The sequence below is a fragment of the Neomegalonema sp. genome, from assembly GCF_028688855.1.
In the GTDB taxonomy this organism is placed as follows: Bacteria; Pseudomonadota; Alphaproteobacteria; order Rhodobacterales; family Rhodobacteraceae; genus Neomegalonema.
Window position 1 is genome coordinate 12,691 of the sequence record NZ_JAQTXI010000030.1, and the last position, 25,151, is coordinate 37,841.

Annotated in this window: 37 protein-coding genes; 3 read left to right on the forward strand and 34 right to left on the reverse strand. The window is 67.1% G+C overall.

From position 1 onward, the window contains the following. Positions 1-20 precede the first annotated feature (20 nt). The 5 genes from PHN62_RS16045 to PHN62_RS16065 form a co-directional block, all read right to left on the reverse strand. Positions 21-152 (reverse strand): GpE family phage tail protein, encoded by a 132-nt coding sequence (locus PHN62_RS16045; RefSeq protein ID WP_300152395.1) that lies wholly within the window; start codon positions 150-152, stop codon positions 21-23. Beyond that, complete coding sequence (locus PHN62_RS16050) at positions 149-448, reverse strand: hypothetical protein (RefSeq protein WP_300152397.1); 300 nt, start codon at positions 446-448, stop codon at positions 149-151. The genes PHN62_RS16045 and PHN62_RS16050 overlap by 4 nt, the downstream gene beginning before the upstream one ends. A gap of 62 nt (positions 449-510) precedes the next feature. Next, positions 511-1,032, reverse strand: coding sequence for a phage major tail tube protein (locus PHN62_RS16055; RefSeq protein WP_300152361.1), 522 nt, complete (start codon positions 1,030-1,032; stop codon positions 511-513). A 17-nt stretch (positions 1,033-1,049) separates the two neighbouring features. Continuing rightward, positions 1,050-2,498 (reverse strand): phage tail sheath subtilisin-like domain-containing protein, encoded by a 1,449-nt coding sequence (locus PHN62_RS16060; protein WP_300152362.1) that lies wholly within the window; start codon positions 2,496-2,498, stop codon positions 1,050-1,052. Continuing rightward, positions 2,498-2,731, reverse strand: a complete 234-nt coding sequence (locus tag PHN62_RS16065; RefSeq protein ID WP_300152363.1) for a hypothetical protein — start codon at positions 2,729-2,731, stop codon at positions 2,498-2,500. Before PHN62_RS16065 ends, PHN62_RS16060 begins: the two co-directional genes overlap by 1 nt. A 317-nt stretch (positions 2,732-3,048) precedes the next feature. On the opposite strand from PHN62_RS16065, the gene PHN62_RS16070 reads away from it, so the two are divergent. Beyond that, positions 3,049-3,642, forward strand: a complete 594-nt coding sequence (locus PHN62_RS16070) for a hypothetical protein (protein WP_300152364.1) — start codon at positions 3,049-3,051, stop codon at positions 3,640-3,642. 11 nt (positions 3,643-3,653) lie between these two features. Here PHN62_RS16070 and PHN62_RS16075 read toward each other — a convergent pair whose 3' ends face one another. From PHN62_RS16075 to PHN62_RS16205, 27 genes are all read right to left on the reverse strand, one after another. Beyond that, positions 3,654-4,169 (reverse strand): Gp37 family protein, encoded by a 516-nt coding sequence (locus PHN62_RS16075; RefSeq protein ID WP_300152365.1) that lies wholly within the window; start codon positions 4,167-4,169, stop codon positions 3,654-3,656. Continuing rightward, a complete protein-coding gene (locus PHN62_RS16080; protein ID WP_300152366.1) occupies positions 4,166-4,624 on the reverse strand; it encodes a phage virion morphogenesis protein in 459 nt (152 codons plus the stop codon). The genes PHN62_RS16075 and PHN62_RS16080 overlap by 4 nt, the downstream gene beginning before the upstream one ends. Next, positions 4,624-5,052: a phage protein Gp36 family protein gene (locus PHN62_RS16085; RefSeq protein ID WP_300152367.1), complete on the reverse strand. Its 429-nt coding sequence runs from the start codon at positions 5,050-5,052 to the stop codon at positions 4,624-4,626. Before PHN62_RS16085 ends, PHN62_RS16080 begins: the two co-directional genes overlap by 1 nt. A 4-nt stretch (positions 5,053-5,056) precedes the next feature. Then, entirely contained in the window at positions 5,057-5,383 is a 327-nt protein-coding gene (locus PHN62_RS16090; protein ID WP_300152368.1) for an HI1506-related protein, read from the reverse strand. 10 nt (positions 5,384-5,393) lie between these two features. Next, the gene (locus PHN62_RS16095; RefSeq protein ID WP_300152369.1) at positions 5,394-6,281 is read right to left on the reverse strand and encodes a Mu-like prophage major head subunit gpT family protein; all 888 of its coding nucleotides are present in this window, start codon (positions 6,279-6,281) and stop codon (positions 5,394-5,396) included. An 11-nt stretch (positions 6,282-6,292) separates the two neighbouring features. Beyond that, positions 6,293-6,694, reverse strand: a complete 402-nt coding sequence (locus PHN62_RS16100; RefSeq protein ID WP_300152370.1) for a hypothetical protein — start codon at positions 6,692-6,694, stop codon at positions 6,293-6,295. Beyond that, positions 6,694-7,740 carry a phage protease gene (locus tag PHN62_RS16105; RefSeq protein WP_300152371.1) on the reverse strand — a complete coding sequence of 349 codons (1,047 nt, stop codon included), beginning with the start codon at positions 7,738-7,740 and terminating at the stop codon, positions 6,694-6,696. The genes PHN62_RS16100 and PHN62_RS16105 overlap by 1 nt, the downstream gene beginning before the upstream one ends. 312 nt (positions 7,741-8,052) lie before the next feature. Then, positions 8,053-9,165 (reverse strand): phage minor head protein, encoded by a 1,113-nt coding sequence (locus PHN62_RS16110; protein WP_300152372.1) that lies wholly within the window; start codon positions 9,163-9,165, stop codon positions 8,053-8,055. Then, a complete protein-coding gene (locus PHN62_RS16115; RefSeq protein WP_367187046.1) occupies positions 9,152-10,765 on the reverse strand; it encodes a DUF935 domain-containing protein in 1,614 nt (537 codons plus the stop codon). The genes PHN62_RS16110 and PHN62_RS16115 overlap by 14 nt, the downstream gene beginning before the upstream one ends. Next, entirely contained in the window at positions 10,759-12,105 is a 1,347-nt protein-coding gene (locus PHN62_RS16120; protein ID WP_300152373.1) for a terminase family protein, read from the reverse strand. The genes PHN62_RS16115 and PHN62_RS16120 overlap by 7 nt, the downstream gene beginning before the upstream one ends. Beyond that, on the reverse strand, positions 12,102-12,644 hold the full coding sequence (locus tag PHN62_RS16125; protein ID WP_300152374.1) for a phage protein Gp27 family protein: 543 nt from the start codon (positions 12,642-12,644) through the stop codon (positions 12,102-12,104). The genes PHN62_RS16120 and PHN62_RS16125 overlap by 4 nt, the downstream gene beginning before the upstream one ends. Before the next feature lie 2 nt (positions 12,645-12,646). Then, entirely contained in the window at positions 12,647-12,949 is a 303-nt protein-coding gene (locus PHN62_RS16130) for a hypothetical protein (RefSeq protein WP_300152375.1), read from the reverse strand. 10 nt (positions 12,950-12,959) lie between these two features. Beyond that, on the reverse strand, positions 12,960-13,322 hold the full coding sequence (locus PHN62_RS16135) for a hypothetical protein (RefSeq protein ID WP_300152376.1): 363 nt from the start codon (positions 13,320-13,322) through the stop codon (positions 12,960-12,962). After that, positions 13,322-13,564, reverse strand: a complete 243-nt coding sequence (locus tag PHN62_RS16140) for a hypothetical protein (protein WP_300152377.1) — start codon at positions 13,562-13,564, stop codon at positions 13,322-13,324. The genes PHN62_RS16135 and PHN62_RS16140 overlap by 1 nt, the downstream gene beginning before the upstream one ends. A 50-nt stretch (positions 13,565-13,614) precedes the next feature. Further along, complete coding sequence (locus PHN62_RS16145) at positions 13,615-14,241, reverse strand: hypothetical protein (RefSeq protein ID WP_300152378.1); 627 nt, start codon at positions 14,239-14,241, stop codon at positions 13,615-13,617. Further along, complete coding sequence (locus tag PHN62_RS16150) at positions 14,238-15,011, reverse strand: N-acetylmuramoyl-L-alanine amidase (RefSeq protein ID WP_300152379.1); 774 nt, start codon at positions 15,009-15,011, stop codon at positions 14,238-14,240. Before PHN62_RS16150 ends, PHN62_RS16145 begins: the two co-directional genes overlap by 4 nt. A 93-nt stretch (positions 15,012-15,104) precedes the next feature. After that, positions 15,105-15,554 carry a helix-turn-helix domain-containing protein gene (locus PHN62_RS16155; RefSeq protein ID WP_300152380.1) on the reverse strand — a complete coding sequence of 150 codons (450 nt, stop codon included), beginning with the start codon at positions 15,552-15,554 and terminating at the stop codon, positions 15,105-15,107. Next, positions 15,551-15,988 carry a regulatory protein GemA gene (locus PHN62_RS16160; protein WP_300152381.1) on the reverse strand — a complete coding sequence of 146 codons (438 nt, stop codon included), beginning with the start codon at positions 15,986-15,988 and terminating at the stop codon, positions 15,551-15,553. Before PHN62_RS16160 ends, PHN62_RS16155 begins: the two co-directional genes overlap by 4 nt. After that, on the reverse strand, positions 15,985-16,146 hold the full coding sequence (locus tag PHN62_RS16165; protein WP_300152382.1) for a hypothetical protein: 162 nt from the start codon (positions 16,144-16,146) through the stop codon (positions 15,985-15,987). Before PHN62_RS16165 ends, PHN62_RS16160 begins: the two co-directional genes overlap by 4 nt. Beyond that, positions 16,146-16,421, reverse strand: coding sequence for a hypothetical protein (locus PHN62_RS16170; RefSeq protein ID WP_300152383.1), 276 nt, complete (start codon positions 16,419-16,421; stop codon positions 16,146-16,148). Before PHN62_RS16170 ends, PHN62_RS16165 begins: the two co-directional genes overlap by 1 nt. Further along, entirely contained in the window at positions 16,418-16,843 is a 426-nt protein-coding gene (locus PHN62_RS16175) for a hypothetical protein (protein ID WP_300152384.1), read from the reverse strand. The genes PHN62_RS16170 and PHN62_RS16175 overlap by 4 nt, the downstream gene beginning before the upstream one ends. Positions 16,844-16,945: 102 nt before the next feature. Then, positions 16,946-18,163, reverse strand: a complete 1,218-nt coding sequence (locus PHN62_RS16180) for a hypothetical protein (protein WP_300152385.1) — start codon at positions 18,161-18,163, stop codon at positions 16,946-16,948. 11 nt (positions 18,164-18,174) lie between these two features. Then, positions 18,175-18,480, reverse strand: coding sequence for a hypothetical protein (locus PHN62_RS16185; protein ID WP_300152386.1), 306 nt, complete (start codon positions 18,478-18,480; stop codon positions 18,175-18,177). Between the two features lie 11 nt (positions 18,481-18,491). Beyond that, positions 18,492-18,680 (reverse strand): hypothetical protein, encoded by a 189-nt coding sequence (locus PHN62_RS16190; protein WP_300152387.1) that lies wholly within the window; start codon positions 18,678-18,680, stop codon positions 18,492-18,494. Between the two features lie 22 nt (positions 18,681-18,702). Further along, complete coding sequence (locus tag PHN62_RS16195) at positions 18,703-18,981, reverse strand: hypothetical protein (protein ID WP_300152388.1); 279 nt, start codon at positions 18,979-18,981, stop codon at positions 18,703-18,705. 5 nt (positions 18,982-18,986) lie between these two features. Then, the gene (locus tag PHN62_RS16200) at positions 18,987-19,973 is read right to left on the reverse strand and encodes an AAA family ATPase (RefSeq protein ID WP_300152389.1); all 987 of its coding nucleotides are present in this window, start codon (positions 19,971-19,973) and stop codon (positions 18,987-18,989) included. A gap of 73 nt (positions 19,974-20,046) precedes the next feature. Continuing rightward, positions 20,047-22,116, reverse strand: coding sequence for a transposase domain-containing protein (locus tag PHN62_RS16205; protein WP_300152390.1), 2,070 nt, complete (start codon positions 22,114-22,116; stop codon positions 20,047-20,049). 396 nt (positions 22,117-22,512) lie between these two features. Here PHN62_RS16205 and PHN62_RS16210 point away from each other — a divergent pair, with 396 nt between their 5' ends. Continuing rightward, positions 22,513-23,010 carry a hypothetical protein gene (locus PHN62_RS16210; protein WP_300152391.1) on the forward strand — a complete coding sequence of 166 codons (498 nt, stop codon included), beginning with the start codon at positions 22,513-22,515 and terminating at the stop codon, positions 23,008-23,010. Between the two features lie 83 nt (positions 23,011-23,093). Here PHN62_RS16210 and PHN62_RS16215 read toward each other — a convergent pair whose 3' ends face one another. Both PHN62_RS16215 and PHN62_RS16220 read right to left on the reverse strand, forming a co-directional pair. After that, on the reverse strand, positions 23,094-23,372 hold the full coding sequence (locus PHN62_RS16215) for an HU family DNA-binding protein (RefSeq protein ID WP_300152392.1): 279 nt from the start codon (positions 23,370-23,372) through the stop codon (positions 23,094-23,096). A gap of 2 nt (positions 23,373-23,374) precedes the next feature. Next, positions 23,375-23,836, reverse strand: a complete 462-nt coding sequence (locus PHN62_RS16220; protein WP_300152393.1) for a helix-turn-helix transcriptional regulator — start codon at positions 23,834-23,836, stop codon at positions 23,375-23,377. Between the two features lie 307 nt (positions 23,837-24,143). Between PHN62_RS16220 and PHN62_RS16225 the strand changes: the two genes are divergently transcribed. Further along, entirely contained in the window at positions 24,144-24,659 is a 516-nt protein-coding gene (locus tag PHN62_RS16225; protein WP_300152394.1) for a helix-turn-helix domain-containing protein, read from the forward strand. The last annotated feature ends 492 nt before the right edge of the window (positions 24,660-25,151 follow it).

A 25,151-nucleotide genomic window follows, 5' to 3' on the forward strand; every position in this document is an offset into this window, starting at 1 on the left:
CACCGCTCAACAAGAAGAAGTCAGGATGAGGCGCCCTCGCGCGCCGCCCTCGTCGCTTTGGCGTGCAGGATCGCCTCCTCCAGCCAATCATTGAGATCGGAGATCTCCATCCCGTCGATCTCCGAGGCGGCCCAACCCGTGACGGAGATCAGGGCGAAGAGGTCGCGGGGAGAGGGGACTTTCCCGGCAGGCCGGACATCAGAGCCGAGACGTCCTCCATGTCCATCTCGTCCAGATCCTCCGGCAGCACCGGAGCGCCGTCGATGGTGGCCAGCTGGGCGGCGAGCGCCATGGCGTAGCCGATCGGATCCTGGGATGGATTGACATGGCGGGCGGCCAGGCGCATGTCGCGCCCCTTGCCCACGCGCAGCACGGCCGTCCGGCCGGAAACGGGCAGGACGACGCTGCGGGAGCCGTCCTTTTGAATCGTCGAAGTCTGCTCGGTCATGGTCCTCACCTTTGGGCTGGATGTCTGGGGTGATCCTTTGGATCGCCGGGAGGCGATGCGGCTCAGCCGCCGATATTGATGCGATAGCGCTCAAGGACGTCGGATCCGGCGACCTTGTAGATGTTCTCCATCACATCGAGTTCGAAGATCGGGAGACCCCCGATCTCCATCTTGGCGTGAGTGACGGCGAGGTTGCTTTCGAGCGATACGGCTTCATGCTGCTTGAAGCTCCCGAGCGGGAAATCCTTGAAGGTGGCGGTCATGAAGACCGCGACCGGAGTCTCCGCCACGCGCCCTTGGCCGGTGTAGGTCTCCAGCGATGAGCGCACCTGAAGACGCACGCTCTTGAAGGGATTGGCGACGGACAGCAGGACCTCCGGATAAAGGGAGGCCCATTTGATCTTGCACTCCATCTTCTCCACGCCGGAGAAGAATTCAGCCGTACCCACCATGCCGAGCCCCTTGTGCTCGATCATCTTGTGCTTGACCTGGGGCAGATCGATTTCCTCGGCTCGGCCGAGAAGCGATCCTCCGTCCATATAGATATTGGCGTTGGCCAAGCGATTGATGGCGATCTTGCTCATGAGCGGCGAGCTCCCCTTTACGATCCGCGGAGCTGGCTCAGCAGCGCGATGTTGATGAAGCTTTCAAAGCTGATGCGCTCGGCCGGCGTCGGCGGCATGAATTCGATGTCGTAGACGAGATGGCCGGCCGCGAGCTGCGTCTCTTCATTCTTCGCCGGATCGAAGACGCATCGCCCGTCGATCAGGGCGCCGCGGCCGATCAGGGTCCGGATGAAGCCGTTCACCGTCTCCCGCACGTCGTCGATCAGCGCCTGATTGATCGGGCGGTCGATGAACTGGAGCATGGCTTGCTCGACGCTCTCATGCAGCATGTCGGCCACCCGGCGCACCGGGATGATGTTCTTCGGATGGGTGACCGAAGGCCAGGCGGCGGTGCGGTTGCCCCAGACGCGCAGGCCCGAGCCGAAGGCGTTGAAGATCGTGACGATCCCCGCCTCATTGAGGCGGTTCACGTCAGTGGACGGATCGTTGATCATCGCCGAAAGGCGGCGCTCGATCCCGATGACTCCTTTGATCTCATGGTTGGAGGGGCTGACCCAATATCCCTCCTCCATATCCACGGCGCAGATCACCCCGGCGAGATATGGACTGAGGGGCTCCAGCCGGATCGCGTCGATCACAGGATCATAGACCTTGAGATGGGGATAGCAGAGCACGCTCCGCTCGCTGGAGCTGTTGAAGTTGATGGCCCCGGAGGGCCCGCGCCCCGCCACGACATCAGCCACGTCGGTCCCGGCGGGCGCATCGATCAGCGCGAGCGCGCGCAATCTGTGCGCCATGGCGTCCAGCTCGGTCGAGACGCTCGCCAGAGAGCCGTATCCCGGCGCGATCAGAAGTTTCGGCTGGAAGCCCATCTCGCCATGGCAATCCAGAAGCGCCTGAAGGCCGGTGCGATTCCCGGCCGCATCCACCGCGCCGATGATCGTCCCGGCCGTGACCTTGGAGAGATCGGCGTATCTGAACGCGGCCTTGACGGTCGCGCCCGCCGCGATGGCGCCGCCCTCAAGCCGCGTCGCGACGCCCGCGCCCGGATCCAGCGTGAAGTCGGTTCCGGCGACATAGGTCACGGTGCCGCCGGCATTGGTCAGGACGAGGTCGAAGACCCCCTCGCGGCCCAGATCGGCCTTGCCGCTCACGGCGAAGGTCACGTCTTTGGCCCCTTGGTCTGCGGCGTGAATCGAGGGATCGAAGACATTGACGACGATCGCGACGCCCTTTCCCTGGGCGAAGATCGCATTCAGCGCCTGGGGAATGGTGAAGCCCTCGCGCCGGGTTCCGAAATATCGCGCCGCCTCGCGATCCGACTGGATCAGCACAGGCTCGTTGACGCTGGCGAGCGTCCCGTCGACTTCGAAGATCGGCGCAGTTCCGACCAGGCCGACGACGGCGGTCTTCACGGCGCTGATCGGCCGAGGCCCGCGATCGATTTCGATGGTTTCGACGCCGTGCAGAAAATTAGCGGCCATCACGTCTTCTCCTTCTCGGCGGGCGCCTCGGATCTGGATCTGCCCTCCGCCTTCGGGGCGGGCTTCGACTCTTCGGCGGGGCGCGCAAGCGTCAGCAATCCCCGGGCGATCATCGTCTTGACCCACGGGCTGTCCGCAGGAAGCTCGACCACGGAGCCGGGGATCAGGATCGTCTCCGCGCTCCCCTCCAGCGTGACGGCGGAGGCCGGGCCGCTATATCGATACAGACTCATGTCTCTCCTCGCCGGGCGCTCGGGCTGAAGCCGCCAGCACCCGCATCTGAATGTGGAAAATCTTGGGAAGCCCGCCGGGCGCATTCATCCGCACGCCCACATATGATAAGGAAGGGCGGAGGCGGCGCGTCGGAACGCCGCCTCCATCCACCCCTGAGCGCAAACCACCAGGAGCAGATCATGTCCGGAGAGAGGAAGCCCGAGAAGCTGGAGACCTCGATCAACGCGCAGGGCGTCGCGCCAAGACCGACGCGGCCGCCTGAAGCGAAGACCTCGGCCCCGAAGCCTCCTCCTCCTCCGCCGAAACGGGAAACATAATGCCGAACCCCCAAGAAGATCCCGCCGCGCCGCCCCTGACTCTCGGCGACCTGCGCTTCGACGCGCTGTTCAACAGCTTCTACCACGCCATGCGCCAGAGGCGGATGGAGCGGCTCGAAAGATGGTTCGCCTTCGCGGTCGTCCTCTGCGGCTCCGGCGCGGCGAGCGCGCTCCTCTCTCCCGAGCTTCTGGGTCAGCGAAGCGATTTCGCGGGCGGGCTTCTGGCCCTCGCCGGCGCGCTGTTCGGCGCGGCGCAGCTCGCCTTCGGCTTCAGCGCCAACGCCCGGCTCCATGCGCTCCAGCGCCTCAAATACGCCGGGATCCTTGCGCGGATCGAAGAGGCCGAAGCCGAGCCGCCCCAGAAGGAGTTGCGCAAGATTGCCGCGGACATGACCCGCCAGACGGGAGAGGAGCCCCCGACGGATTCCCCGACCAGCGCCATGGCGCGCAACGCCGCCTGCACGGCGCTCGGCTATCCTGCGGGCGACCGGATTCATATCCCGGTCTGGATACGCCTCTTCGGCTGGCTCCTGCCCTTGAACGACTACGCCTATGGGCCCGTCGGGGCCCGCAAGCCGAGCCTGGAGAAATAGGGGCTGATCGCTCATGGCTCCTCCCCGCCGCAACCGGGGCGCGGCGTCCGGGAGCTTCCGAAGCCGCTGAGCGTGTCGATCCGCTTCAGCGTCGGCGGGGCGGATGCGTCCTCCTCATCGGCGACCTCGACCGTCATGGTCGCATGCTCCACGGTCAGGACATAGGTCCAGACGCCTTGCTTTTGATCGACGAATTCGGCGCGGACAGGCCGCATCTTCCCGCATCCCTCCGCGCGCCAACCCGTCAGGGCCAGACGCAGGGCGTCCAGAACGTCATAGGCGCCGACGTGGCTGCGCAGATTGCGTGTCAGGATGGAGAGATCCCACTCGATCCTGCGCTCCTGAACCACAAGGTCGAGAGCGCGCGGCTTCGCATGGCTCTCCCGACCGAAAGCCACGAGAACGGCTCCCGCCGGGTGGTGCATCCTGAAGCTCTCCGGCTTGTCCGGAAAGGCCTCCACATGCAGATCCGGAAGGCGCGCGGCGATCCGCGCCACAATGGCCGCCTCGATCTCCTGGAGGGTCATTTGCGCAAGCCCTTCGTCAGGTGGTCGTTCAGGATCTCGCCGATCATCTCGCGATCCTCCGCGTCGACGCCGAGATAGGGCCGGGCCGGGATCTCGACCTTGCGGCCGCGCCCGGCCTTGCCGCCGAGCTGATGAATGCGGGCGTAGACCCGGTTCGTCCCGACCGCGGCCTCCAGGCGGGAGGCGCGCCAGTTCAGCGACTGATAGAGGTGGTTCTTGTCGCGCAGCTTGCGGGCGCCCGATCCGCGCCGCAGAAGGGTCGCCGGAGAGTGAGTCCTCCAGGCCCGGCCGTCCGGACCCTCCTCATTCTCGAAGCGATCTTCGGTCGAGGCCTGGAGCGCGGAGCCGATCTCGGCGAAGACCGGGCGCAGATTCGCCGAGCGCCGGAGCAAAGCCTCCAGCGCCGCGCGGAACCCGTCGTCCTCGATCCGGACGGAGGCTGAGACGCCCGCCATCAGAAGCCCCGCATCCGTTGACGGCTGAAGACGCGCTCGGGTCCGGCGACCAGAGTCGGCCCGCCCGCCGGCTCCACCGTCTCGCCGCTTTGGGCGAGGCCCAGATTGATCTCGCCCTTGGCCAGGCTGCGCAAAAAGCGCAGGACGTCCTCATAGCGCTTGCGCTGATCCTCCATCACGTCGATCTGGCGCAGGGTCAGGAGTCGATAGATGGCGATGTCGCAGGCCAGCAGCTTCAGGCTGGGCGGCGGCGCGGCGAGCGGCAGACGATAGCGTCCCTCCAGATAGCCGTCGATTTCGGCCGCGGCGTCCTCCAGCGCGCGCTCCAGCGCCTCCGTCCGGATCTCCGCGGCGTCGGGATCGGTCACCTCCCTGAGCTGCTGCGCGGAGAAGCGGTCGATCATGTCCTGGGCGCTGGCGTAGGCCATGAGGTCAATCCTTTCCTTCAGACGATTCGCTCTCGCCCCCTGCGACGCCCTCCGCCTTGGCGACGGCTTTGGAGGCGGCCTTGGGGGGCGCGGCCTTGGGCCGGAGGCTTTTGGCGGGGGCGATCGAGGCCGAAACCTCCGCCGCTCCCGCCTCAGGAGCCTCGATCTCCAGCTCCTGCACGACGAGCATGGGATCGGCCCTCAAGGCCGCGATCTGCGCCCTGGTCAACCCGTCGAGCGGGTGATCGGCGGGCCGGGCGGAGTGATCGATCCCGGCGCGGCGGAAGCCGTCGCGGCGGGCGCTGATGCGCAGGATCCGGATCTTCGTCATGACGCCCTCCTCAGAGCCAGTCGGAGACGAGAAGTTCAGCGGTGCCCCGATAGATGTTGGTTCCGCCCGCGATCATTTCGGCGTTGAGGAGCTCCAGACCTGCGGCCTCAAGCTCAGGCGGCGCGACGAGCAGGCGCGGCTTGAGCCCGAGCGGGCGGCCGTAATCGCCCCTCATGCCCCTCAGGGCGAGGCGGGCCGCCGCATAGCTCTCCTTGTTCAGGGGCCGCCTGGAGGCGTAGGCGAATTGCCAGAAGCCGAATCCGACGCTGGAGCGCCCGTCGACGCCATAGACGAATTCCTTGCGCATGAAGACGTTGGCGTCCTCTTCGCGCTCCAGACGCACGAAGTTGTAGGGCTTGCGCAGCTGGTAGATCAGGGGCTTGAGCGCGCGGCTGTCGTCGATCAGGAACCAGGCGGGACCGGAGCCGCCGCCGGAATTGGAGACGGAGATGGTCTCGCCCCGGGCGTCGAGGACAGGATGATCCTCGTCGAAGAAATATTGCCCGTCATAGCAGGGCGTCTCGAAGCCCCGCGCCAGAAGGTCGAAGACCAACTGATTCGGATGGACGGCCGTGGAGCGGCCCATCTCTTCGAAGAGCGGAGCGTAAAGGCCGTATCTGTCGTCTTCGATGTCTTCGCGCGGCACCGCCTGGGTCAGCTCCCAGGATTTATTCTGGATGGCGTAATCATGCAGACCGATCCCGTTGACGACGCGGTCGCCCAGCCATTCGCGCATGTTGGGAGTTTGGCCGAGCCAGCCATATCGCTCCTCGCGGCCGGTGGAGGTCACGCGCGTGGCGATCCGCTCCCATTGGCTCTCCGCCATGCCCAAGCCCCGCTGAAACGCGGCGTTATAGGCCGTGGACAAGGTCCGGAGGTTCGATTGATTGATGATCATGGGAAGCCCTCTTATCCAACCTTGACCCAGACGCCCTGGGCGTCGACGTCCATCACGCGCCCGGCCTTCGAGCGGCCCGCTTCGTCCTTGCCCACCGTCTGGTCGTCGAGGATCCAGGCGTCGGATCCGACGTCGGCGGGCAGGATCCGGTCCGCGCCGTCGGAATTGGCGAAGCGGAAGACCCCGAGGCGCACCCGCGCCTGAAGCTCCCCATCCGCGCCCAAACGGTTGTCGACGCGGGCGTCGGCCCGGCCGACCACGACCAGACCCTCGCCTTCGGCGGCGGGCCTGGCGAAGCCCTCCTCCAGCACGACGAGCGCGCCGGCGAAGATCTGGACGCCGCCGGCCGCCGGATAGGCGAAATCCTCTCCCGAGCGCTCGGGCGTGTTGCGGTCTTTCGTCAAGGCGGCCATCAGAGCGTCTCCTGTCGACGGGCGGCGGCGAATTCCTCAGGGGTGAGCGACATGCGGGCGGCGATCGCCAACTCATCGGCGCTCAAGGCGTCCGCGCTAGGGGTCTGCGCCTGAAGCGCCGCGGCCCCGAGCGGGAAGGCGGGTTGATTGCGCAGGAACTCCGCGAAGGCTGCGGGATCGGCGGCGTGCTGCGTGAGCGCCCAGGCGCGGTTCGCAGGCGTCACCTTGCCCGCCTTCACGGCTTCGTCGATGAGGGCGGCCGCACGCTCGCCCTGAAGGCTCTCCACCTGGGTCTGAAGGCTGACGACCAGATCCATGGGCGCATAAAGGCTGGGGTCGGGCGTCGCCGCCGCAAGGGCGGTGCGCAACGTCTTCTCCAGGGCGGAGGCGGGGGCGTCCTCCGCCAGGCCCGCGGCCTTGCGGGCGGAGGCCAGGGCCGCGGAGCCCGCGGCGGCGGACGCCTTCAGCGCCTTGAGGGCGGCGAGGGCCGCCGCCTGATCGCTCCCTTGCGGCAGGTCGAGCGCGGACGCCAGTTCGGCGAGCAGGTCCATCTCATCTCCTTGGGATTGGGGTTCGGTGAAATCCGCCGCCTCCCGACTGGCCAGAGCCGTCAGGCGCAGGTTCGGATTATTCGTCAGGGCCGCCCGCAGGACGCGCCTGATCTCGCCGGCGGCGCTATGCTCGAAGACCGGCGAGAGGTAGCGATATTCGCGGGAGGCGACGGCGGCCGCGCCGCGCTTCGTCCATGCCGCGCGCGCCCAGATCCCGTCCTCGCGGACCTCGAAGCCCTTGAGCCAACCGGCGGCGGGCGCCGAGCCGCCGACGCCCCGGACGGCGGCCAGATCCGTCTGATGGTCATAGTCGATCACGGCCTCCGGATCGCCCGGCGCGCCGAAGGAGGCCGCGGCCACCGCCGCCGCGTCCTTCAGGCTATAGGGGCCGCGCCCGTCCCGCCCATGGAACGCGCCCGTCGGCAGGAGATGGACCCATTCGGGCGGCTCCCCCTCGGGCAGAATCGTGGCGTGGGTCGCCAGTTGGAGGCGCATCTTCGGCTTCGTCCGCTTCTCGCGACGGCGGCTTGATCGCCGCGGCGTCTTGGGCGAATCTGGCCGAAGACGGAAATGAGACAAACCCGGACAGCTGTCCTGTCCGCCCCCTCCTTCCGGAGGGCGTCAATCGCGCAAAAACGCGGGGCGATCCGGCCCGTGGGCGGAGGATCCCCGGAGACCCCCCTTAAACGCGTTTAAAAAATCGTTTAAGGAATTTTCCATACGACGGCATGGCGATCCAGAGAGGTCATTCTACGGCTTTCCTATACGCCATAGACGGCACGATGGAAGGCTGTCCCATTTTGGGGCTTACGGAGAGATTTTGCGCAGGCTGCTGACGACGACCCGTCCGGCCGCGTCGATTTCCAGATCAAGAGCATGCTCCGCTCCCATCAAGCGCATCGTCGGCCCCTGATCGACGAGCTCCGGCGCGGCGTCGACCATCTTCTGGACCAGCAGCCAATCCTCCGGCGCGGGCGCGGCCTTGTCGGCGGCGAGCGCGCGGGCGACTTGCGGCGGCAGAACGATCGTGGAGAAGTCGGCCCCGAGGCGCGCGCCGCCGAGAGCCACGGGAAATCCGGCGCGGCCATCAGGGGAGCGCCAGAAGCTTGCGAAGGCGCCGCCCTGAAGATGCGCGGCGACGGCCGCCCGGGCGAGATCGTCGTCAACGACGTCCAGCCGGCCGATGGTCGTGGCGCGCAGATGATCCAGATTCGCCCGGCCGACATTATAATCAAAGCCCGGATCGACGCCCTTGGGGATGCTCCTCACCTCGCCGGTGCGGCCGTTCACCCAGTCGCGCGTCTCGACGCGCGGCGCGTCGGAGGGCCTCAGGCCGCGGCGGGCGAGATCGCGGTCGGAGAGTTGCTGGATGGAGCAGCGGCAGCGCCAACCGTTGGGCGGCGCATGCTGGCCCCACCAAGGATCGTCCCAAGGGAGAACCACGCCATGCCAGCTCCGATGCGCAGGGCGGGTCCGCCCGTCTAGGACCGCCACATAGCGCAGCCACGGACGATTGGAGGCGACCTCCTCGATCCGCTCCCATCGCCCGGCCGCATGGGCCATGCGCAGGTTCGTGTCATAAATGATCTCCAGACGCCGCGGCGATCCCAGCTGGACCTCGCGGGTCTCTCCGGTCTGCGGATCCGTCATGGTCTGACGCCCCCACCAGCCACCAGCCTGAAGGACGGGCGTCAGGGTTTTGCGAAACTCCTGAAGCGTCATTCCCTCCGTGATCGCGGCGCTGATCGCCTCGCGGATTTCGGCGAGCAGATCGAGCTGCATGAGCTTGGCGACGGTGAAGGCGCGGCTATGCTCCTCGCGCTCCATGTCGCGCCAGTCGAAGCTGGCGCGCAGCCCCTTGCGCGCAAAGGCTTCGATCGTCTCCTGGGGCGGCAGGGGCTTCAGATCAATCCCGCTCAAGGGGCGCCTCCAGCCTGCCGGCGAGTCGGGCGGAGAAGCTTCCCCGCGCCAGGAGATCCTCGAAGGCGGAGAGATCCATCTCCCCGATCAACTCCGCCAGACGATCGCGCGCCTCCTCCAGACTCCCGGCCTCCTCCAGCAGACGCCGGACCGGATCCGCCATGGGCGCGGCCGCCAGCCGCCATTCGCCGAGCATCTCGCCCCTCAGATCATCCAGGGCGTCCGGCGCGGCGGCGTGACAGACATGCCCCGCGCCCGGCGTGTGAAGGCCGGGCGGCCTCGCGCCATGCAGGGCGCGGGGAAGCGGAGTCGAAGCCCCAGCGGTCGCGCCGGGGGCGAGATCTCGCCCCGCGCCGAGCGGAGAGAGAAGATCGCTCCCTTCTTCGGGGTCCGGAAGGCCCATACGATCGCGCACGACGCTTTGTTCGACGCGAAGGCCTCGATCGACCAGCGGAGCAAGGGCCTCCGCGAAGAGCTTGAGATCGCCGCTCGTCGGCAGGTCGATGCGAATGCGCGGATAGCGCGCCTGCATCCCGCGATTGAGGTCGATGAGGGGGCGCAGGACGTCGCGGTTGAGGGAGCTGGCGAGCTGACGGGCGTCGGCGCGCATGATGTCGCGGCGCACCTCGTCATGCACGCGGGCGGCGGCCAGAGAGCCGCCGGAGACCTCCGTCGTCAGGGTCTGCCCGAGCACCGCCTTGGAGACCTGGCGATCCAGCCAATTGGCGAAGCGCTCGTAAAGATCGGCTCCCGCGCCGCCGCCCTTCGTCGCCTCGACGAATTCGATGAGCATGCTTTGCGGCATGATCGCGGCGGCGTCCGAACCAATGTTCGCCACGGCGCGGAGCAAGATCTCCTTGTCCTTCTCCGTCGCCCCCTCGTGATATTTGCCAACCCGCAAGGGCTGGCCATGCACTTCGACATAGGTGATCCAGTCCTTCAGGACGTAATTCTTGAAGAGCCAGGACCAGGCGGCGGCGCGCGCGAGCCCGCCCCGGATCGGCAGGCCCGATTTGGCGGCGACGACATGGATCGCAAATTTGCCGGGCCAGAGATCTTCAGGTCCGCCCGCCCCCCGCAGGCGCAGCGTCTCGCCATCCGCCGGATCGAATTCGAACCAGCGCGGATCGCGCCGCTTGAGGCGCTGCGGCCACCAGGCGCGACCCGAGGATTCCCAGACGATCTCGGTGACGCTGAAGCCCTTGCCGACGGCGTCGAGGATGTCGAAGATCTCATCCTCCAGCTCCTCGCGCCGCAGCCAGTCGCGGACGAGATCGGCGTTCGCAACGTCCGTCGCCTCATCCGAGGCGCTCTCGACCGTGATCTCCAGCTGCGCCACCGCCCGCTTGCGCGTGCCGAGCACGGAGAGATAATGGAGATCCTTCTCCTCCATCTCTTCGGCCAACTCCAGATAGGCCGTGGCGTCGCCATGTTCGGAGCTGCGCAAAAGGCGCGTCAGGCGATCCGGCGTCAACCCCTGGGCCGGATGGCCGCCCAAGATGCTGCGCACTCCAACGACCGAGGGGGCCGCTTGCTCCTCACGGAGGAGGGATGGATTCAAGGGACGCCCATAAGCGTCGAGCAGCTTCGCCATCACCATGCGCCTCGCCCAAAGCGAGCGCGCCCGGCGCGCTCGGACCTATCCTCATCCATCCGGCTGCGATCGACCGGACGATAGCCGTAATCGATCGCGCCCTGGGCCGCGCCGGCCAGACCCATGAAGGCGGCCCAGGTCCGGTCGGCGTGGCCCGCGCTGTCACGATTGGCCATCAGCCGCGGCCGCCCTGAAGGGCCGATGATCTTCCTGATCTTGTGCAGATCGGCGCGCAGGACGGGATCCCCCGCCGGGATCCGCGCCTTGCGGTCCTCGAAGATCTGCTTGGCGTGGGTCGCCAGATCGAGCTGGCGCGCAGCGGTCATGAGCACGCCCTCCACCCGCAATTCGCCATAGCGCCTCTGGGCGTCCTCCACCGGCTTCTCGCCCATGCCCGTCTGATCCATGACGAGACGGACGGGATTATAGCGCCGCATCAGGTCATGCAGCCGGTCCTCCTGTTCGGAGAAGCTGGCGCCCTTGAGGGCGAGGATCTCCCGAGCCCAGAAGACGTCGCCGACCTGCTCCCAGACCCATGAGACCCAGAGATCGTTGCGCCGCGCGATGTCGTTGCCGATGAAGCAGGGGCCGCCTGCAAACCCATCAGGATCCCCGGCCTCCAGATCCTCCGCCGCCATGATGAGATCGTAAGGCAGCCAGGCGCTCGCCTCATCGAGCCATTTGAGCTCGTACTCCTGATCCCAGGCCTCTTCGTCGGCGATGCCCGATCGCAGCTCCTCGACGTCTCGGGGCAGCCCTTCGGCCACGGCCTGATGAATATCCACGACATGGCGCGACCAGGTTGAATCCCCGGAGGTCATGAGCTCGTAGAACTTATTGCCCTTGCCGTTGGGCGTGGAGACGACGCGGATCTTGTGGCCGGCGGAGATCACGGGAAACAGCGCCTTCCAGATGGCGCGGCTGTCATGATGGAAGGCGAATTCGTCTAGCAGCACATTGGCGGAGAAGCCACGCGCCGTATCCGGATTGGCTGGCAGCGCCGTGATGCGCGAGCCGCCGGGCAAGACCACCTCCAGAGCCTTGTAGCGCGTCTCTCCGGCTCCGGAGACTTCATATTCCAGCTCTTCAAAGGCCATTTGATAGGCCTTCGCATGGAGTTTGACGCCTGCGTCCATGGCCTCCTTCGCCTGACGCTCGCCCCGTGAGAGGATCACCCAGCGGCGGCGCTCGCCCCGGACGAAGGCCTCGAAGCAATCATCCACCGCCTCCAGGGTCGTCGTGAAGGTCTTGCCGATCTGGCGCGACCACATGCCGACCTTGAAGCGCGCGCGATCACGCAGCCACGCCTGCTGATAGGGCAGCAGGGGAACCGCCGGCCCCCTCACGAGAAGATCCCATAGACGTCTTCGCGGATGCGCCGCAGAATCTCCGCAGGATCTGCGGCGTCGCCCATCTCCTCCGCGGCCTCGGCCAACTTCGCATCCAGCTTCTGGATGAACTCCTGACGGATCAGCTTCTCGCGATCGGCGTCCTGCTTGGCCGCCTGAGCCAGCTTCTGCATGGCCGTGGCGGCGAACATGGCGTCCTTCGGGTCCAGCCTGACGACCGCTCCGTCCTCCGCCACCATCATCTTGCTGATCAGCGCGTGCATCAGCTCGATGTTGAGCCGCGCCGTCCGGCTTTCGGGAGCCTCGCCATAACGGCGCACCAGGGCCTCGGCGATCTCGCGGGAGCGGCGCAGCTCCGCGCCGATCGCGTCGAGCTGCTTGACATGGCGGCCCAGCGCCGAACGCGAGACCTCCGCCTCCAGCTCAAGGAGCTTCTCGCGGATCTCGTCGATGGTGCGGCCGCTCTCGCGAAGCGCGGCGATGGTCTCGCGGATCTCAGGCGGCAGGCGCTGGACGCTGGAGGCGCGGCGGGCCATGATCAGACCCCGCGGCCGGAGCGCGAGAGGCCTTCGACGCGGACGACTCCCGAGAGGACGTCGCCGCCGCGCTCGGTCAGCTCGACCACCAGAAGATCGTCCAGCCAGTCGAAGGCGACGAGATGGCGCTCGCGCAGCCATTCGGCGTCCCGCCGCACCGCGTCCTTCGTCACGCCCTGAAGGGGCCGGAAGCCGCGCCGGATCCCCTGCTGGAGGACGTCCTCATTAGCCGATCCGCCGATCTCCCTGAGCAGCCGCAGGATATAGAAGCGGCGATGCTCCGCGATGAAATCCCTGAAACTCACTTCGCGCCCCTCACTTCACGCCTTTATGCAGGAGATAATCTTCGATGCGCGAGACCGACTGGGAGAGCCCCGCCAATTGCTGGGTCTGCGCCCTCTCCGCGCCCGCGAGCGCGGCGATCTGATCCTTGAGCCCTGCGAAATCCTCCGCCGAAGGCAGATGCTTGATGTCGCGCTCCATGAGGTCGGTGCGCCGCTCCAGGCCGCCCAGTCGCGCGGAGACGCCTTGGACCTTCTCCTCGATCTGGCTGGTCTGCCTGCCCAGATCCTCCTTGGTGGCCATGGAGGCGGTGGCCGCCCGGATCATCCAAGCGCCGAGCGGCAAGACGACGACGCTGAGCAGCGGCATGTATTTCAGCAGATTCGCGAAGTCCATCAGCCTCGTTCCGTTCCATCGTCATAAAGGCAGGCGGCGTCCAGCCCCCGGAGCAGATCCGCCCCCGTCCGCGCCGAGGCGGAGCCGCCGTCGTCAAGCAGGGCGGAGGCATGGCGCCGGGCCAATTCATGCAGCCCGGCGCAGACCGCCTCACCGCTCGGGCCGATCGCCTCCGCCGGAAGCGAAGTCGCGCAGCCACTCGCGAGCAGCGTCAGGGTCAAGAGAAGCGCGCGCGGCATCATCCATTCTCCGGCGGGTTTCGGTTTGGGCGCGCAGGGCGTCCCGTTCGGTCTCAGCCTCCTGCGCCCGCCTCTCCGCCGCCGCCCTCCGCAGAACCATGCGCAGCCCGGCGAGGGCTAGGGCGAGGAGCCCGACGAAGATCACGTCCACGAGCCGCGCCCCTCGACCGGACGCGTGAAGCCGGTCGGCGTGGAAGCGCCGTCGTAAATCGGCGGCGCCCCCCGGCGCGGATCGACGCGCTCCGCGCCGGCCCAAGGATCCTCCGCGGCCGGAGCGGACCGCTCGCTCCAGCGCGGATCAGGCCGAAAGCCCGGCTCCGGCGCGGCGCGCGGGAGGATGGGGCCGCGCCGCCCGAAGCCTCGGTCAACTTCGCCTCGGCGATGGAGACGAGCACGCCTTCGCCCGGATTGAGCGCGGTCAGGGCGTCGGGCACGCTGCGTCCGGCGTAGGCCACGGCGGCGGCGGTCGCCGCCTGTCCGTTCAAGCCCCGCGCGACCGCCGCCCGCACGCCCGACATGAGGGCGGAATGCAGGGCGTCGCGATGGGCCGCCTCGATCTCGATTCCCCAGCGCCGCCGCGCAAGTTGCGACAGGCTCAGGAGGAGGCCGCCGATGACGAGCCCCAGCAGCTGCAAGAGGATGGGCAGGAGGAAATCCACGAAGGAGGCGAAGGCGCTCATGATTCGGCCCTTTCAAGCCAGCGGAGGACGTTGAAGCCCGGGCAGGCCTTGGCGGCGTATTCGTTATGGCCGCTGACGCGGGCGATCGGCGCGCGGCCGGAGATCTCGTGCAGGAGCCGCTCCAGCGCCGCGCCCTGGGCGGGCGTGTAGTGATCGGAGAAGCGGTCCGAGGCGGCGCTTCCATGGCCGCCGATCAGGCAAATCCCGAGCGATCCGGAATTGCGGCCCCGCACATGGGCGCCGATCTCGCGCTCGGGGCGGCCGGGCAGGATGGAGCCGTCGCGGCCGATCAGCCAATGATAGCCGATGTCCCGCCAGCCGTTGATCCGCACATGCCAGCGGCGGATCTCTTCGACCTGCTCGCGCAAGGGGCGACCCGCCATCCAGTCCGGGCGGGTGGCGGCGCAATGCAGGATGATCTCGCGGACGGCAAGCCCCGCGCGCCCTTGACGGATCGCGCCGCCCGGCGGCGTCTGGATCGGGCGCGCCGCCGCGCCCGCCGAAAACCTCCGGCGGGCCTCCAGGGTCCGCGCGCCCTCCAGCCCGTCGATCACACCAGGATCGATTCCATGGGCGGCCATGATCGCCTGTTCGGCGGCGATCAGCAGCCGGACCTGCGGCCAGATCTCCGCCCCTGCGGCGACCTGCGTCCGCAACACATAGAGCAAGGAGAAAAGGGCGGACCGCGCGGGTCCGCCCCAGACGCCGTCCAGCGGACCCGGATCATGTCCGAGCGCCTTCAAGCTTCTTTGAATGTCGAAAATCCGCATGATGGACCGCCGCCTCTCCGCATGCGTTCCACCTTGTTGCAGCCTATCTCCGATTGCAGCCCGGACAGATGTCCGCCTCGCCCGAAGATCTCTTCAGTCTTGTCTGAAATCTTCCGGCGCGCAAGGCCCGCGCCCATCGCCCAGCAGGGCGAACAGATCCATCTGGGCGGCGTGCCCGCCCTGACGCGCGCGATGGCGCCGCACGGTGCGGATATGGCAGCCGAGGGCGCGGGCGATCTGCGCTTCCGAACGGCCCAGCGCCAGCATCTCCACGATGCGCCGCGCTATCTTGTGGTTATGGCTCGCAAGCCAGAGCGGAACCTCCATGCGGCCGGGGCCCATGGCCTCCAGAACGGAGGCCGCCGCCTCCATGCCGATCGAGCGCACCAGCGGATGATCGAGATCGAGCCGGGCGTTGATATAGATCTGCGAGCCGCCGTAATCCTGCGCCAGAGACACGGCCGCCTCCCTTCCCGCGACCTCGGCGATGAGGCGCAGGCTGGAGGGGAGATCGTTTCGGGCTCCGGCGCAGGAAGGCTTCATCGCTCGCCATGCTCCTGTTTCGCGAGGACGCGGCCCCGCCAGGCCTTCAGGCCCTCGACCACCTTCGCGGCCTCCTGCGGGGTCAACCAGTCGGGATCTCCCACGCCTTCCGGGCGCGCCTGGGTGGCCGTCATCCGGGCCACGAAGCCGCGCAGGCCCGCGCGAGTGGGGTTCTCCAGGATGCCGTGACGGCGCATGTCGCCCCAGAGCGCGAAGACCTTGCGGACATGCGCCTTGGGCGAGGGCCGAAAGCGCCCGCCGCCAGCGCCCCGCGCCCGCAGGGCGGCGAGGACTTTCCGCAGGCCAGCCTCCGGCATGGCGCGCAGCGAGCGCCCTCCGGCCGCCTGCTCCAGAAAGCTCCGCCAGATCTCCTCATCCTCCAGGCCGACCAGTTGGCGACGGCTGGCGTGGATCGCCTTCATCAGATCGCTCATCGCCAGAAGTCTCCCGCATGCAGAAGCAGCGCGAGGATCGCGGCGGAGCCCGCGCTGCCGGTGAAGCTCCAGGGGTCGCGCGGCTCGCCGTCCAGCATGAAGCCGACGATCACGCTGATCGCCAGAAGACCCGCGAAGACCCATTGCGGCCAGCCCATCAGAAATCCTCCCGATCTGGCGCAGGCAGACCCAAGAGCGGAGGCGCCGATGCGATGCGTTCGAGCTTGAGCTTCTGGCGACGGGCGTCAGCTCGACGGCGCGCCTCCTCCTGCTTTTGCTCCTGCTCCAATTCGGCCAACCGCCGCAGCGAATAGCCGAACTCTCCGAGATCGGAGGTCGAGATCTCGATCTTGATCACGCCTTCCGCGCCCTTCGTCGCGCCCGAAAAGGATTTGAGGCGCGAGCCTGCGCCGAAATAAGGAAGATGAGTCATCGGACCGCCTCCAAAGTCAGCGCGTCATCAAGGGCGGCGGCCAACATGGCCGACCCAGAGGATCCGGCCGCCCCTTCAGACCAAGCCTTGAGAATATCCAGGACGCGATCTAGGCCGATCGCATCGATCGCCGGCCCCACCAGAAGGGCGCCGACCTTCTCGGCGGCGTCGCGCGGCGTGCTTTCCTCCATCACCACATAGAGCGCATCCAAGGCGATCTCGGCGACGCCCCCGAAAAAACACGCCAGACCCCAGAACCAGTGGGCGACCCCCAAGCGCTTTCCCCTGGACGCATCGCGCGCCAGCCTGAGCGCCAAACCCTTCTTCGGGACGGCGGCTTCGGCAAGGCGCAGACCAAGATCCTCGATCTCCTCCACTGAGAAGATCCCGAACCTCCACATTCTTTCACCGACGAAATCCACAAGAGCCTCCTCTCTCTCGCTGCGAAGCTTCCTCACCTCAAAACTCCATCGCCTCATTGCGTAGGCGGGCGGCGGCCCTGCGGCCAACCGCCCGCCGAGGGATCACGGCGCGAAGACCGGGCGGAAGCCGATGCTCGGATTGGCCTGCTCGGCGTGGCAGCTCAGACTCAGGGAGAAGAGGCCGGAGTCGTGGCGGCTGATCCAGCTGCCGCCGCTCAGGGCGACGCCGCCGCGATCTCCGCCGCAGCCCCAGACATGATCCCGCGTCGCCGCCCGCTCTGCGCCGCCGACCACGCGGGAGGGCAGGAAGATCGTCGAGAGATCGAAATCCGCGCCGCTCTCCTCATGGAAGGCGACCGGAAACCCGTCGCCCACGCCCGGCCCATAGGCCACGCCGGTGTCGATCCAAACTTCCGCGCCCGGATCCGGAAGACCCCAGATCTCGATTCCGCCCAGGGCGTTGATCCGTAGCCCGTCCGCGAATTGCCAGGCGTTGCCCCAGAGGTCGCGGATCCCGCGCCAGACGGCAGGCAGGACGCCGGTCGGCGCGACGCCCTCCGCCTCGAAGATCCCGATAACCCCGCCGACGGGCGCGCCCTTGTCGATCAGCGCGAGCAGCTGGACCGCCGAAAGATCGTAGATCGACCAGAGGCGCCAGCCCTCGCCCAGATCCCGGCAGCACCGACGCGCCTCCTCGATCTTGAGATTGGTCCAGGGCTGACGCCCATCCGTAAGGGCGATTCCCTCGCCGCCCGCCTTCCGGCTGGCGAGATGCTTGCTGATCCGGATGGACTCGCGGCTCGCGCCGCCCGGAGCCCGAAAGGCCGGGTGAAGGCGAAAGCCCTCGCACGGCAGGGGGGAGATCCACCAGAAGCGCTCCCCGCTGCGATGTTCGCCCCGCAACCAGAAGCGCGGGATCTCGACCATCTCCACGCCCTCCGCGCTCCAAACCTCGCGGATGCGGCCATAGATCGGATGCTTCTGGAAGCTGGCGTAATCGACATGCAACGTGGCGCCGTCGTGATCGACGCGCCGCCAGACGCCGCCCTCGCCGAGGGCGATTCCGATCACGCCTTCGTTCAGGCGGTCGAGGACCGACGCCGCCTCGAAGGGCGGCGCGGCTTCGCCCGCCTCCGGCCCGCGCACGAAATCCCACATTTCGCGGGCCTGATCCAGCGCATGGACGGGAGCCAGCCCCGCGTCGAAGCTCCACCAGAGCAGGCGGGAGCGCAAGTCCGCGCCCCAGTCCGGCGCGACGATCTCCGCCGACCGGAGGGAGACGGAGGCGGCGGGAGGCATGATGTGATTCTGCGAGTTCATGGAGTTTCCTCTCAAGACAGCCTGCGGCCAAAAGGCGCGGCGGGCGCAAGACGCACGCGGCCTTCGCCGCCCGCCTCGATCTCCGTCTTACGCGGCCAGTTCTCGACGATGGTCAGATCCGCCGCCCGCGCGATCACGCGGGCCAGCCTTTGCGCGTCCTCCAGGCGGGAGAAGCGGATGATGCAGGCGTGAGCCAGCAGCGCCGCCGCCACGCCGACGACGACGGCCGCGTCCTCCTCTTCGCCGAGAAGGATGTCGAGCGGATCCATGGAGGATCCCGCATCGCGCGAGGCGTCGCTTGGGTCGGAATCAGACATTCAACGCTCCTTCAAACGGGGTTGGGCGACTCGCCGCGAAGCGCGCGACGAACGCCTTCGATGGCGGCTTCGGGATCTTCGACGCCCCAATCCTCCCGCATCCCTTCTTCGACCAAGGCCCATGCGCCCGTGGTGCGCAGATCGAAGCTCTCGAAAAAGGCTTCGAGCGCCTGCGTCTGTTCTTCAGTGAGAGTGACCATCTCGACCTCCTTCAAACGGGGTTTACGCAGGGGTTTGCGGCAGGGGCGCGCCGCCCGAGCGGGCGCGCATCCGCCAGCGATCCAGACGGACGACGCCCTCGGGCGTCTCCTCGGAGGCGCCAAGGCGCGCCTCGGGAATGGTCAGGGCGGGCGGCAAGACCGCCCCCTCCAGCAGCTCCACCCGCTCCGCGATCTCGGCCAGCACGTCATAGGCGCGCACCACCGCGCCCACGGTCAGGCGATCGCCGCGGATCAGATCGGCGAGATGGTCGATGGCGTGACGGATCTCCGCGCTTAGCATGGCCGTCACTCCTTCGCGCCGAGATTGCCGCGCGCCTGACGCAGGGTCTCCAGCGTCAGCCCCTCGCCGCCGCCCGCCATGGCGGCCAGGACGAGCACCTTGCTCGCGGCGCGCAGGGCGCCGGGCTCCGCCGCCACCTCGCGCAGGAGGGCGATCTCCTCGGAGCCCTTCACGCCCCAGGCCGCCGCCAGCGCGCGCACGTCTCCGGCGGTGGCGCCCTTCAGGAAGAGGCGCATGCCGATGCGGCTGTAGAGCTGCGCGAAGCGCATGGAACGCTCGCCGCCGGTCAACCGGGCGTAGACGTCGGGATTGCCGACGAGGGCGAGGCCGACGTCGGTCGCGTCATGGATCGAGCGCAGTTCCTCCAGCGCGCCGATGGAGAGGTTCTGGGCCTCGTCGATGATCAGCAGGCCGCGCGTCCCCTCCATCCGGCGGCGGATCGCCCGCGCCAGCTTGCGCCGGCCGCTCTCGCGCACGCCGAGCGCGTCCCCCACCTCCTCCAGCGTCGCCCCGAGAGAGGCGCTGTTGGGCGAGATCGTCGCCACCCAGACCGAAGGATTGGTGCTGCGGTATTGATGGATCGAGCGGGTCTTGCCGACGCCCGGATGGCCGTAGACGCAGACGATGTCGCCCATCATCTGGGCGTAGCTGAAGACGGCCAGGGCCTTCTCCGCCGTCGGCGAACGGAAGAAATCCGGGCGGTTCGGCAGGATCCCGGCGGCGGCGTCATGGCGCTCCTGGGCGGCGAGCCAATTGGCCAGCTTGCCCTCGATCGCCGGGATGCTCCCCGCATATTTGCCCTGAAGCCACTGGCTGAGGGCCGTGGGGGAGACGCCGGTCTCATTCGCGGCCTGCGCCTGGGAGAGGCCGCGGCGCTCCATCAGCCCGCGCACGCGCATCTGAAGAGCCGGGTCATGAGATCCCCGCGCGCGATCATCGGGAACGGGCGCGTCGAAATCGGGCGTCTGGACAGAATCAAGTTTCGCATTCATGGTTCAGGATGCTCCTGTTGCTCACGGTTTCAGGGGTCGGCCGATGGGCGATGCAACCGCCCATCGGCCTCTGTCATTCGGCGGGCGGCAGGCCGCGAAAGGCGCGGGCGCCGGCCAGAACCTGCTGAACGAATTCGTCTCCGCCCTCCTCCTCATCCTCCTCCCGTTCTTGGGGAGCGTTTCGGGCGGCGCGCCGGGCGGCGGCCATGGCGGCGAAATCCAGAGGCTGGGCCGCGCCGCTCTCCGGCGAGCCCAGCGCCTCGCGCGCGTCGCGGGCGGGATCGGGGGTCCGGGCGAAATACCCGGCCACCACCGCTCCGGTCGCCGCCTCGGGCGGGGCTTCGGGATTCTCCTGCGCGGCGCGGCGCGCCTTGGCGTAAAGCTCGGCGCGCTCGATCTCGCGCATGCGCTCCGCCGCGGCCGCGCCCTGCTTGACGGTCTTGATCTGGCGACGGCGGTTCTTCGACCACTCACGCCCCGCGTCCGTGCTATTGAAAGCCTCGTCCGGCATGTAGGTCGCCTCCGCCAGATAGCGCCCGTCCAGCGCATAGACGTGGATTCCGGCGCTCAGATTCTCGGGATCGAAGAGAGCGACCACCTTCTGGCCTGCGAGCCGGGCCGTGGCTTCGGCCCAATAGCGGTTCTTCCGCCATGCGGCGCTTCCGGCCTTGACGCTGACCACGCCGTCCCGTCCGACCGTCACCGCCTCGCGCGCCATCAGCAGCAGGCGACGCTGCGCCTCCGAGAAGCGCCGGAGGATCAGGCCGGAGGCCTCCGCCTCCGCCCAGGCCTCGTCGAAGCTGAGCAGGCCGCGGCAAAGCTGCGTCCGCCGCTTGGGCTGGGCGTTATGGCGGCGCACTTCATCGACGAGGATCGCCTGAACCTCCTCGACCGGCACGGCCGTGGCCTTGCTATAGCCGCGCCCGGCGAGCGCCGGATGGGTGGCGACCTTGTCATGCAGCCCGCCGATCCCGAAAGCGCGCTCGATGGGCTTGGCGCCGGGGTTGCCGATCTCGCCGTCCGGGTTGGTGAAATGGGGCTCGATCCCGAGCGCGGGCAACAGGCCGACGCCGTCGCTCTCATCCTTTCGGAAGCGATGGCGATGCTCGACCCCGGCGGTCATGAGCTTGTTCGCGGCGACCCGCGTATTGTCGATCCACATCAGGCGCGGCGCGCAGATCGCCGTGAGGTCATAGGTCGCCAAGCGGAAGAGATCCGTATGCTCGGTCTTGCCGAGCCGGAAGGCGAGGATGCGGCGCGTGGGGAGGTCCTGGAAGAACCAGGCCGTGGCCGTGTTGAGGATCTCGCCGTCGGGAAAGCGCACCCAGAGCTTGTCGAATTTGAGGCCGTCGCCGTTGACCGCCTCGCCCGGCGCGAAGACGCTCACGTCCCGGCGCTGCTTGGGCAGGCGCGCGGCGACCGCCTTGACGCCCTCGCGGCGCATGACGATCACCAGCGGGTCGATCTCCGTCTCGATCCGCCGAGCCAGAGTCTTCGCGCTGGGGATGCGCCAGCCTTCGTTCGCTGCGACCTCCTCCAGCCGCCGATAGCTGTCGGCGTGCGAGGGCTGGCGGCGCGTCAGATAATGCCCGGCATACCAATCCCAGGCGGATTCGTCGCATTCGGCGCGGCGTTCGGCTTTGCCCGCATAGCGCGGCGCGAGGGCGGGCAGCCAGTTCCGCTGCTCGACGCGCTTCACGGCGGCGATCCAGCGGCGCAGCGTGGCCGGAGCGGTTCCGGATTTCTCGGCGATCAGCTCCACGGCCGACACCCGGCCGGAGCCCGCCTCGATCAGGGTCAGGACGTCGAGGATCAGCTTCATCCGCCGCTCCGCCTCCTGACGCAGATGGTCCGGCGCGGCCTGATAGGCGGTCCAGGCCTCCTCCTGCGGCGGCTCCTCGGCGAGGGGCTCGGGCTCGGACTTGGGCGCAGCCGCCGGGGCGACGCCATGGCGCAGCAGCCAGGCCGCGCGGGCGCCCTCCGGCAGGCTCGACCAGTGATATTCGAGACCTCCGCCGCGGCCTTCGCGCGGGCGACTTTGCCATTGATCACGATTTGCACGATCTGCGATTCTACGAGCCGTTGAAGGCAGTCCCGGCAGCCCCTGTGCGGCCCAATCCGCCGCGGACATCCATTCGATCATCTGCGGCCCCCTCGGGGCGCAATCCGCCGTTCGCAGCCGGGGATCACATATTGCAGGCCCCATTCGGTCATCTCGACTGGCCATGGGCAGGGAGAAGCCCCCCCCCCTCAAGTCTTCGCCAGTCGACATGGCCGCAGCCTCCTGCGTTCCTGATGTGACGAAGCCAGCCCCCTCCCGCGCCGAAGCGCGGGCGGATGTGGAGATCCGCGAAAGGGGGCTGGCGGGCTTCATCAGAGCGCTCCCGCCGTCAAGGGTGACAGCTGTCCGTCCTGCAATGGGCGGGGAATTGCGCCATGATCGATTCGCCGGACCTTGAGCCCGGCGGCGTCGGGGGAGCCACAACACTCCCCCGACACCTTCATCCTCAAGTTAACAACCAACCCAAGGACGATTCTCATGATGGAGCACATCTCAGCGGCCCTCCAAAACGCCGGGGCCGTGACCGGACTTGTCAACAGCGCGGCGACCGCCGCCCAAAGCATCAAGGGGCTGCTCGGAAAGCCCGACGCCGACACCGTCCAGATCCGCCAGCAAGTCTCGGAGTTGCTGGATCGACTCATCGAGATTCAGACGAAGCACGCGTCGATTCAGCGCGACCTGCTGGATCTTGAGGAGCGAGAGCGCCGCCGCATTCACTTCATCGGCGAGGCGGCGCGTTACGCGCTCCAGAGGACGGAGCTGGGCGCGCTGATTTATGAATTGAAGCCCAGTCACGCCAATGGCGAGCCCGCGCACGCCATATGCGCAAGCTGTTACGATCAGGGCGTCAAATCGATCCTTCAGCCGGTCGGCCACAACACCCTGGGATGCGGGCGATGCGAAGGACGCTTCCTTGCGCCGGACGGACGCAGCAGCCCTATGATCGCCCAAAGGGATCGCCCCCGCGGCTTCTGAGGAGGCCCCGCAGTCAGACGAAAGGCGCTGGCGCGCGGCTTCCGCCGCCAGTTCCTGAGCCTGAGGGGATCCGCCGCCCATCGTCACGCCTCCCTGCGCAGGGCGGGCGAGGCCCGGAAAGCCAGCGTCGAGCTGGCGCGGATCTCGATGGCCTCGCCGGTCTGAGGATCGCGTCCGACGCGCGCGCCGCGCGAGCGGCGCTCGAAGGCGCCGAAGGCTTTGATCGAGACGTCGTGACCGGCGTCGGTGGTCGCGACGATGACGGCCAGCGCCTCGTCGAGGACGGCGCCGACCTGGACCTTCTGGAGGCCGGTCCGCTCCGCGACCTGCGCGATGAGGGTGAGCTTGGTGAGATTGGTCATGGTCAATCCTGGCTGGAGACAAGACGGATGGAGGCCGGGGCGCGGAGCGCCTCGACCGGGCTGGAGACCTCGCCGCGCAACCCGGAGGGCGCGGCGGAATTGCGGGATGAGGCGGTGGCGGAGGTCGTTTTTGCTTTGCGGCCCGTAAACCGCGTAGCCGGTTTACCGCTGACACTTTGTGCGGTTCGGTATAAGCTCGCATCGCCCGAACGACCGCGGTTGGGCGTCCCGTCAGGGTCATAGCGATCAGGCCAGATCGCCTCCGGCGCCACGCCGAGATGATCGGCCACGATCCGCTCCATGGCCGGGTAGGGGCGACGCAGGGCCTGACGCACTGCGCTCGCTCCATATCCATGCTGGCGCGAGAGTTCGGCCATGTTCGACCCGCGCATGCGGATCGCGGCCTTGATCTCTTCGGGATGCCAGCCGCGCGGCGCGCGGGCGATCCGTGCAGATCTCTTCATGAGACTGCGTTCCCTTCAGCTTCGCCGCCAGGACTGCCATCCAGGAGGCGAAAATTGCGGTGCATGTTGTGACGTTCCGTACAGGTTATTGCATGTTCATCCGAACCCATCAAGCACGATTATGCTTAATCAGGATCGGAAGAGCCCAATTAAAGCACAAAAGTCTTAGTGGGGGGGGTGCGTTGTGAAAAGATCGCTTCGGCCGCTTGATTTCTCCCAACTACAAGAAATTAAATAATTTTTACGGCAAATTTGAATTTAATACCCGCGCCTCGGGAGAATCAGGGGCAGGAGATAACTCGTTGTGATGGACGAAAAAGACAAATCCGACCCTGTGTTCGCGCAACGCATAGAACAAATATCCAAAATGGTTGGTGGGCCTGGGGAATTGGCTCGCAAATCCGGCCTATCGCGCCGTGTAATTGACAAATACATAGCTGCCGGCTCAGACCCATCTCGGCAAAGGCTAATCAGCCTCGCCACAGCAGCTGGCGTTTCCGTGCAATGGCTTGCAACTGGCGAAGGGGAAAGAATCCCTCACCCAAGCCCAGTGCAGCAAGAAACCTCACCCCCACCCCCATTGGATGGATGGCTGCTTTCTCGGGCCATTGATGGAGTTAGGCGCATCTACAAACGCGTCGGTGGGCAAATCTCAACGATCAATGAGGTTGAGTTGGGACTAGAAGTCCACAACAGAATTACTGCCTTGGTCGATGGCCAAGAGGGGCGCCATGGCGCGCTAGTGTTGGCGCTTGATCAACTGGAAAAAGATCTGCGGGCCGCCGCGAAAACCGAGAGCGACGAAGGCAAACGCACGGCCTGATTCTCGTTATAGACGAATAATCCGCATAAGGATTTATGTGCTTCAAAAAGCCTCAGCACTCGACAGATCGTCAAACAGGCGTCCGAGTTCGTCCGAGTTTGAGCGCACGCCTAGAAAGCAGGAAAAGATAAATAACCTTTTGTCATCAATTGAATAAGACAACTCGGACGCAGGTGATCCCCGGCACATAGGAGCGTCCGAGTTTGGATAGCGAACTCGGACGCAGGGGAGCATCAGCAATGCCGTAAAAATACGATAGCAACCAATCTAAACAATCCCTTAAACGCCCATTTAAACGCCTTTAAAATCGGCGTCCCGCTTCTCAAACCTTCTGTCCCATAGGCGGGCTTCGGGGAAATTTCTCAAACCTCGGCGGCGCGTCGGCGGCCGGACCGCTTCGCCCCTAACCGACGACAATTAAAGCACAAATCCCTCAAAATCCCTTCTCGTCCCGGCCCATCTCGGATTTCTCAAACCTTATGTCCGTCAATA

Bases quoted from the DNA above. Each gene is read 5' to 3' on its own strand.
- PHN62_RS16190 (WP_300152387.1), bottom strand. From the start codon at position 18,680: ATGGTCACTCTCACTGAAGAACAGACGCAGGCGCTCGAAGCCTTTTTC.
- PHN62_RS16050 (WP_300152397.1), bottom strand. From the start codon at position 448: ATGACCGAGCAGACTTCGACGATTCAAAAGGACGGCTCCCGCAGCGTC.
- PHN62_RS16180 (WP_300152385.1), bottom strand. From the start codon at position 18,163: ATGAACTCGCAGAATCACATCATGCCTCCCGCCGCCTCCGTCTCCCTC.
- PHN62_RS16095 (WP_300152369.1), bottom strand. From the start codon at position 6,281: ATGATCATCAATCAATCGAACCTCCGGACCTTGTCCACGGCCTATAAC.
- PHN62_RS16170 (WP_300152383.1), bottom strand. From the start codon at position 16,421: ATGACTCATCTTCCTTATTTCGGCGCAGGCTCGCGCCTCAAATCCTTT.
- PHN62_RS16145 (WP_300152378.1), bottom strand. From the start codon at position 14,241: ATGAGCGCCTTCGCCTCCTTCGTGGATTTCCTCCTGCCCATCCTCTTG.
- PHN62_RS16125 (WP_300152374.1), bottom strand. From the start codon at position 12,644: ATGGCCCGCCGCGCCTCCAGCGTCCAGCGCCTGCCGCCTGAGATCCGC.
- PHN62_RS16150 (WP_300152379.1), bottom strand. From the start codon at position 15,011: ATGCGGATTTTCGACATTCAAAGAAGCTTGAAGGCGCTCGGACATGAT.
- PHN62_RS16210 (WP_300152391.1), top strand. From the start codon at position 22,513: ATGATGGAGCACATCTCAGCGGCCCTCCAAAACGCCGGGGCCGTGACC.
- PHN62_RS16080 (WP_300152366.1), bottom strand. From the start codon at position 4,624: ATGGCGGGCGTCTCAGCCTCCGTCCGGATCGAGGACGACGGGTTCCGC.
- PHN62_RS16155 (WP_300152380.1), bottom strand. From the start codon at position 15,554: ATGAAGCCTTCCTGCGCCGGAGCCCGAAACGATCTCCCCTCCAGCCTG.
- PHN62_RS16065 (WP_300152363.1), bottom strand. From the start codon at position 2,731: ATGAGTCTGTATCGATATAGCGGCCCGGCCTCCGCCGTCACGCTGGAG.
- PHN62_RS16195 (WP_300152388.1), bottom strand. From the start codon at position 18,981: ATGCTAAGCGCGGAGATCCGTCACGCCATCGACCATCTCGCCGATCTG.
- PHN62_RS16160 (WP_300152381.1), bottom strand. From the start codon at position 15,988: ATGAGCGATCTGATGAAGGCGATCCACGCCAGCCGTCGCCAACTGGTC.
- PHN62_RS16055 (WP_300152361.1), bottom strand. From the start codon at position 1,032: ATGAGCAAGATCGCCATCAATCGCTTGGCCAACGCCAATATCTATATG.
- PHN62_RS16140 (WP_300152377.1), bottom strand. From the start codon at position 13,564: ATGATGCCGCGCGCGCTTCTCTTGACCCTGACGCTGCTCGCGAGTGGC.
- PHN62_RS16225 (WP_300152394.1), top strand. From the start codon at position 24,144: ATGGACGAAAAAGACAAATCCGACCCTGTGTTCGCGCAACGCATAGAA.
- PHN62_RS16100 (WP_300152370.1), bottom strand. From the start codon at position 6,694: ATGGCCGCCTTGACGAAAGACCGCAACACGCCCGAGCGCTCGGGAGAG.
- PHN62_RS16085 (WP_300152367.1), bottom strand. From the start codon at position 5,052: ATGGCCTACGCCAGCGCCCAGGACATGATCGACCGCTTCTCCGCGCAG.
- PHN62_RS16090 (WP_300152368.1), bottom strand. From the start codon at position 5,383: ATGACGAAGATCCGGATCCTGCGCATCAGCGCCCGCCGCGACGGCTTC.
- PHN62_RS16115 (WP_367187046.1), bottom strand. From the start codon at position 10,765: ATGGTGATGGCGAAGCTGCTCGACGCTTATGGGCGTCCCTTGAATCCA.
- PHN62_RS16220 (WP_300152393.1), bottom strand. From the start codon at position 23,836: ATGAAGAGATCTGCACGGATCGCCCGCGCGCCGCGCGGCTGGCATCCC.
- PHN62_RS16075 (WP_300152365.1), bottom strand. From the start codon at position 4,169: ATGACCCTCCAGGAGATCGAGGCGGCCATTGTGGCGCGGATCGCCGCG.
- PHN62_RS16215 (WP_300152392.1), bottom strand. From the start codon at position 23,372: ATGACCAATCTCACCAAGCTCACCCTCATCGCGCAGGTCGCGGAGCGG.
- PHN62_RS16165 (WP_300152382.1), bottom strand. From the start codon at position 16,146: ATGGGCTGGCCGCAATGGGTCTTCGCGGGTCTTCTGGCGATCAGCGTG.
- PHN62_RS16060 (WP_300152362.1), bottom strand. From the start codon at position 2,498: ATGGCCGCTAATTTTCTGCACGGCGTCGAAACCATCGAAATCGATCGC.
- PHN62_RS16200 (WP_300152389.1), bottom strand. From the start codon at position 19,973: ATGAATGCGAAACTTGATTCTGTCCAGACGCCCGATTTCGACGCGCCC.
- PHN62_RS16185 (WP_300152386.1), bottom strand. From the start codon at position 18,480: ATGTCTGATTCCGACCCAAGCGACGCCTCGCGCGATGCGGGATCCTCC.
- PHN62_RS16205 (WP_300152390.1), bottom strand. From the start codon at position 22,116: ATGATCGAATGGATGTCCGCGGCGGATTGGGCCGCACAGGGGCTGCCG.
- PHN62_RS16070 (WP_300152364.1), top strand. From the start codon at position 3,049: ATGCCGAACCCCCAAGAAGATCCCGCCGCGCCGCCCCTGACTCTCGGC.
- PHN62_RS16135 (WP_300152376.1), bottom strand. From the start codon at position 13,322: ATGGACTTCGCGAATCTGCTGAAATACATGCCGCTGCTCAGCGTCGTC.
- PHN62_RS16105 (WP_300152371.1), bottom strand. From the start codon at position 7,740: ATGCGCCTCCAACTGGCGACCCACGCCACGATTCTGCCCGAGGGGGAG.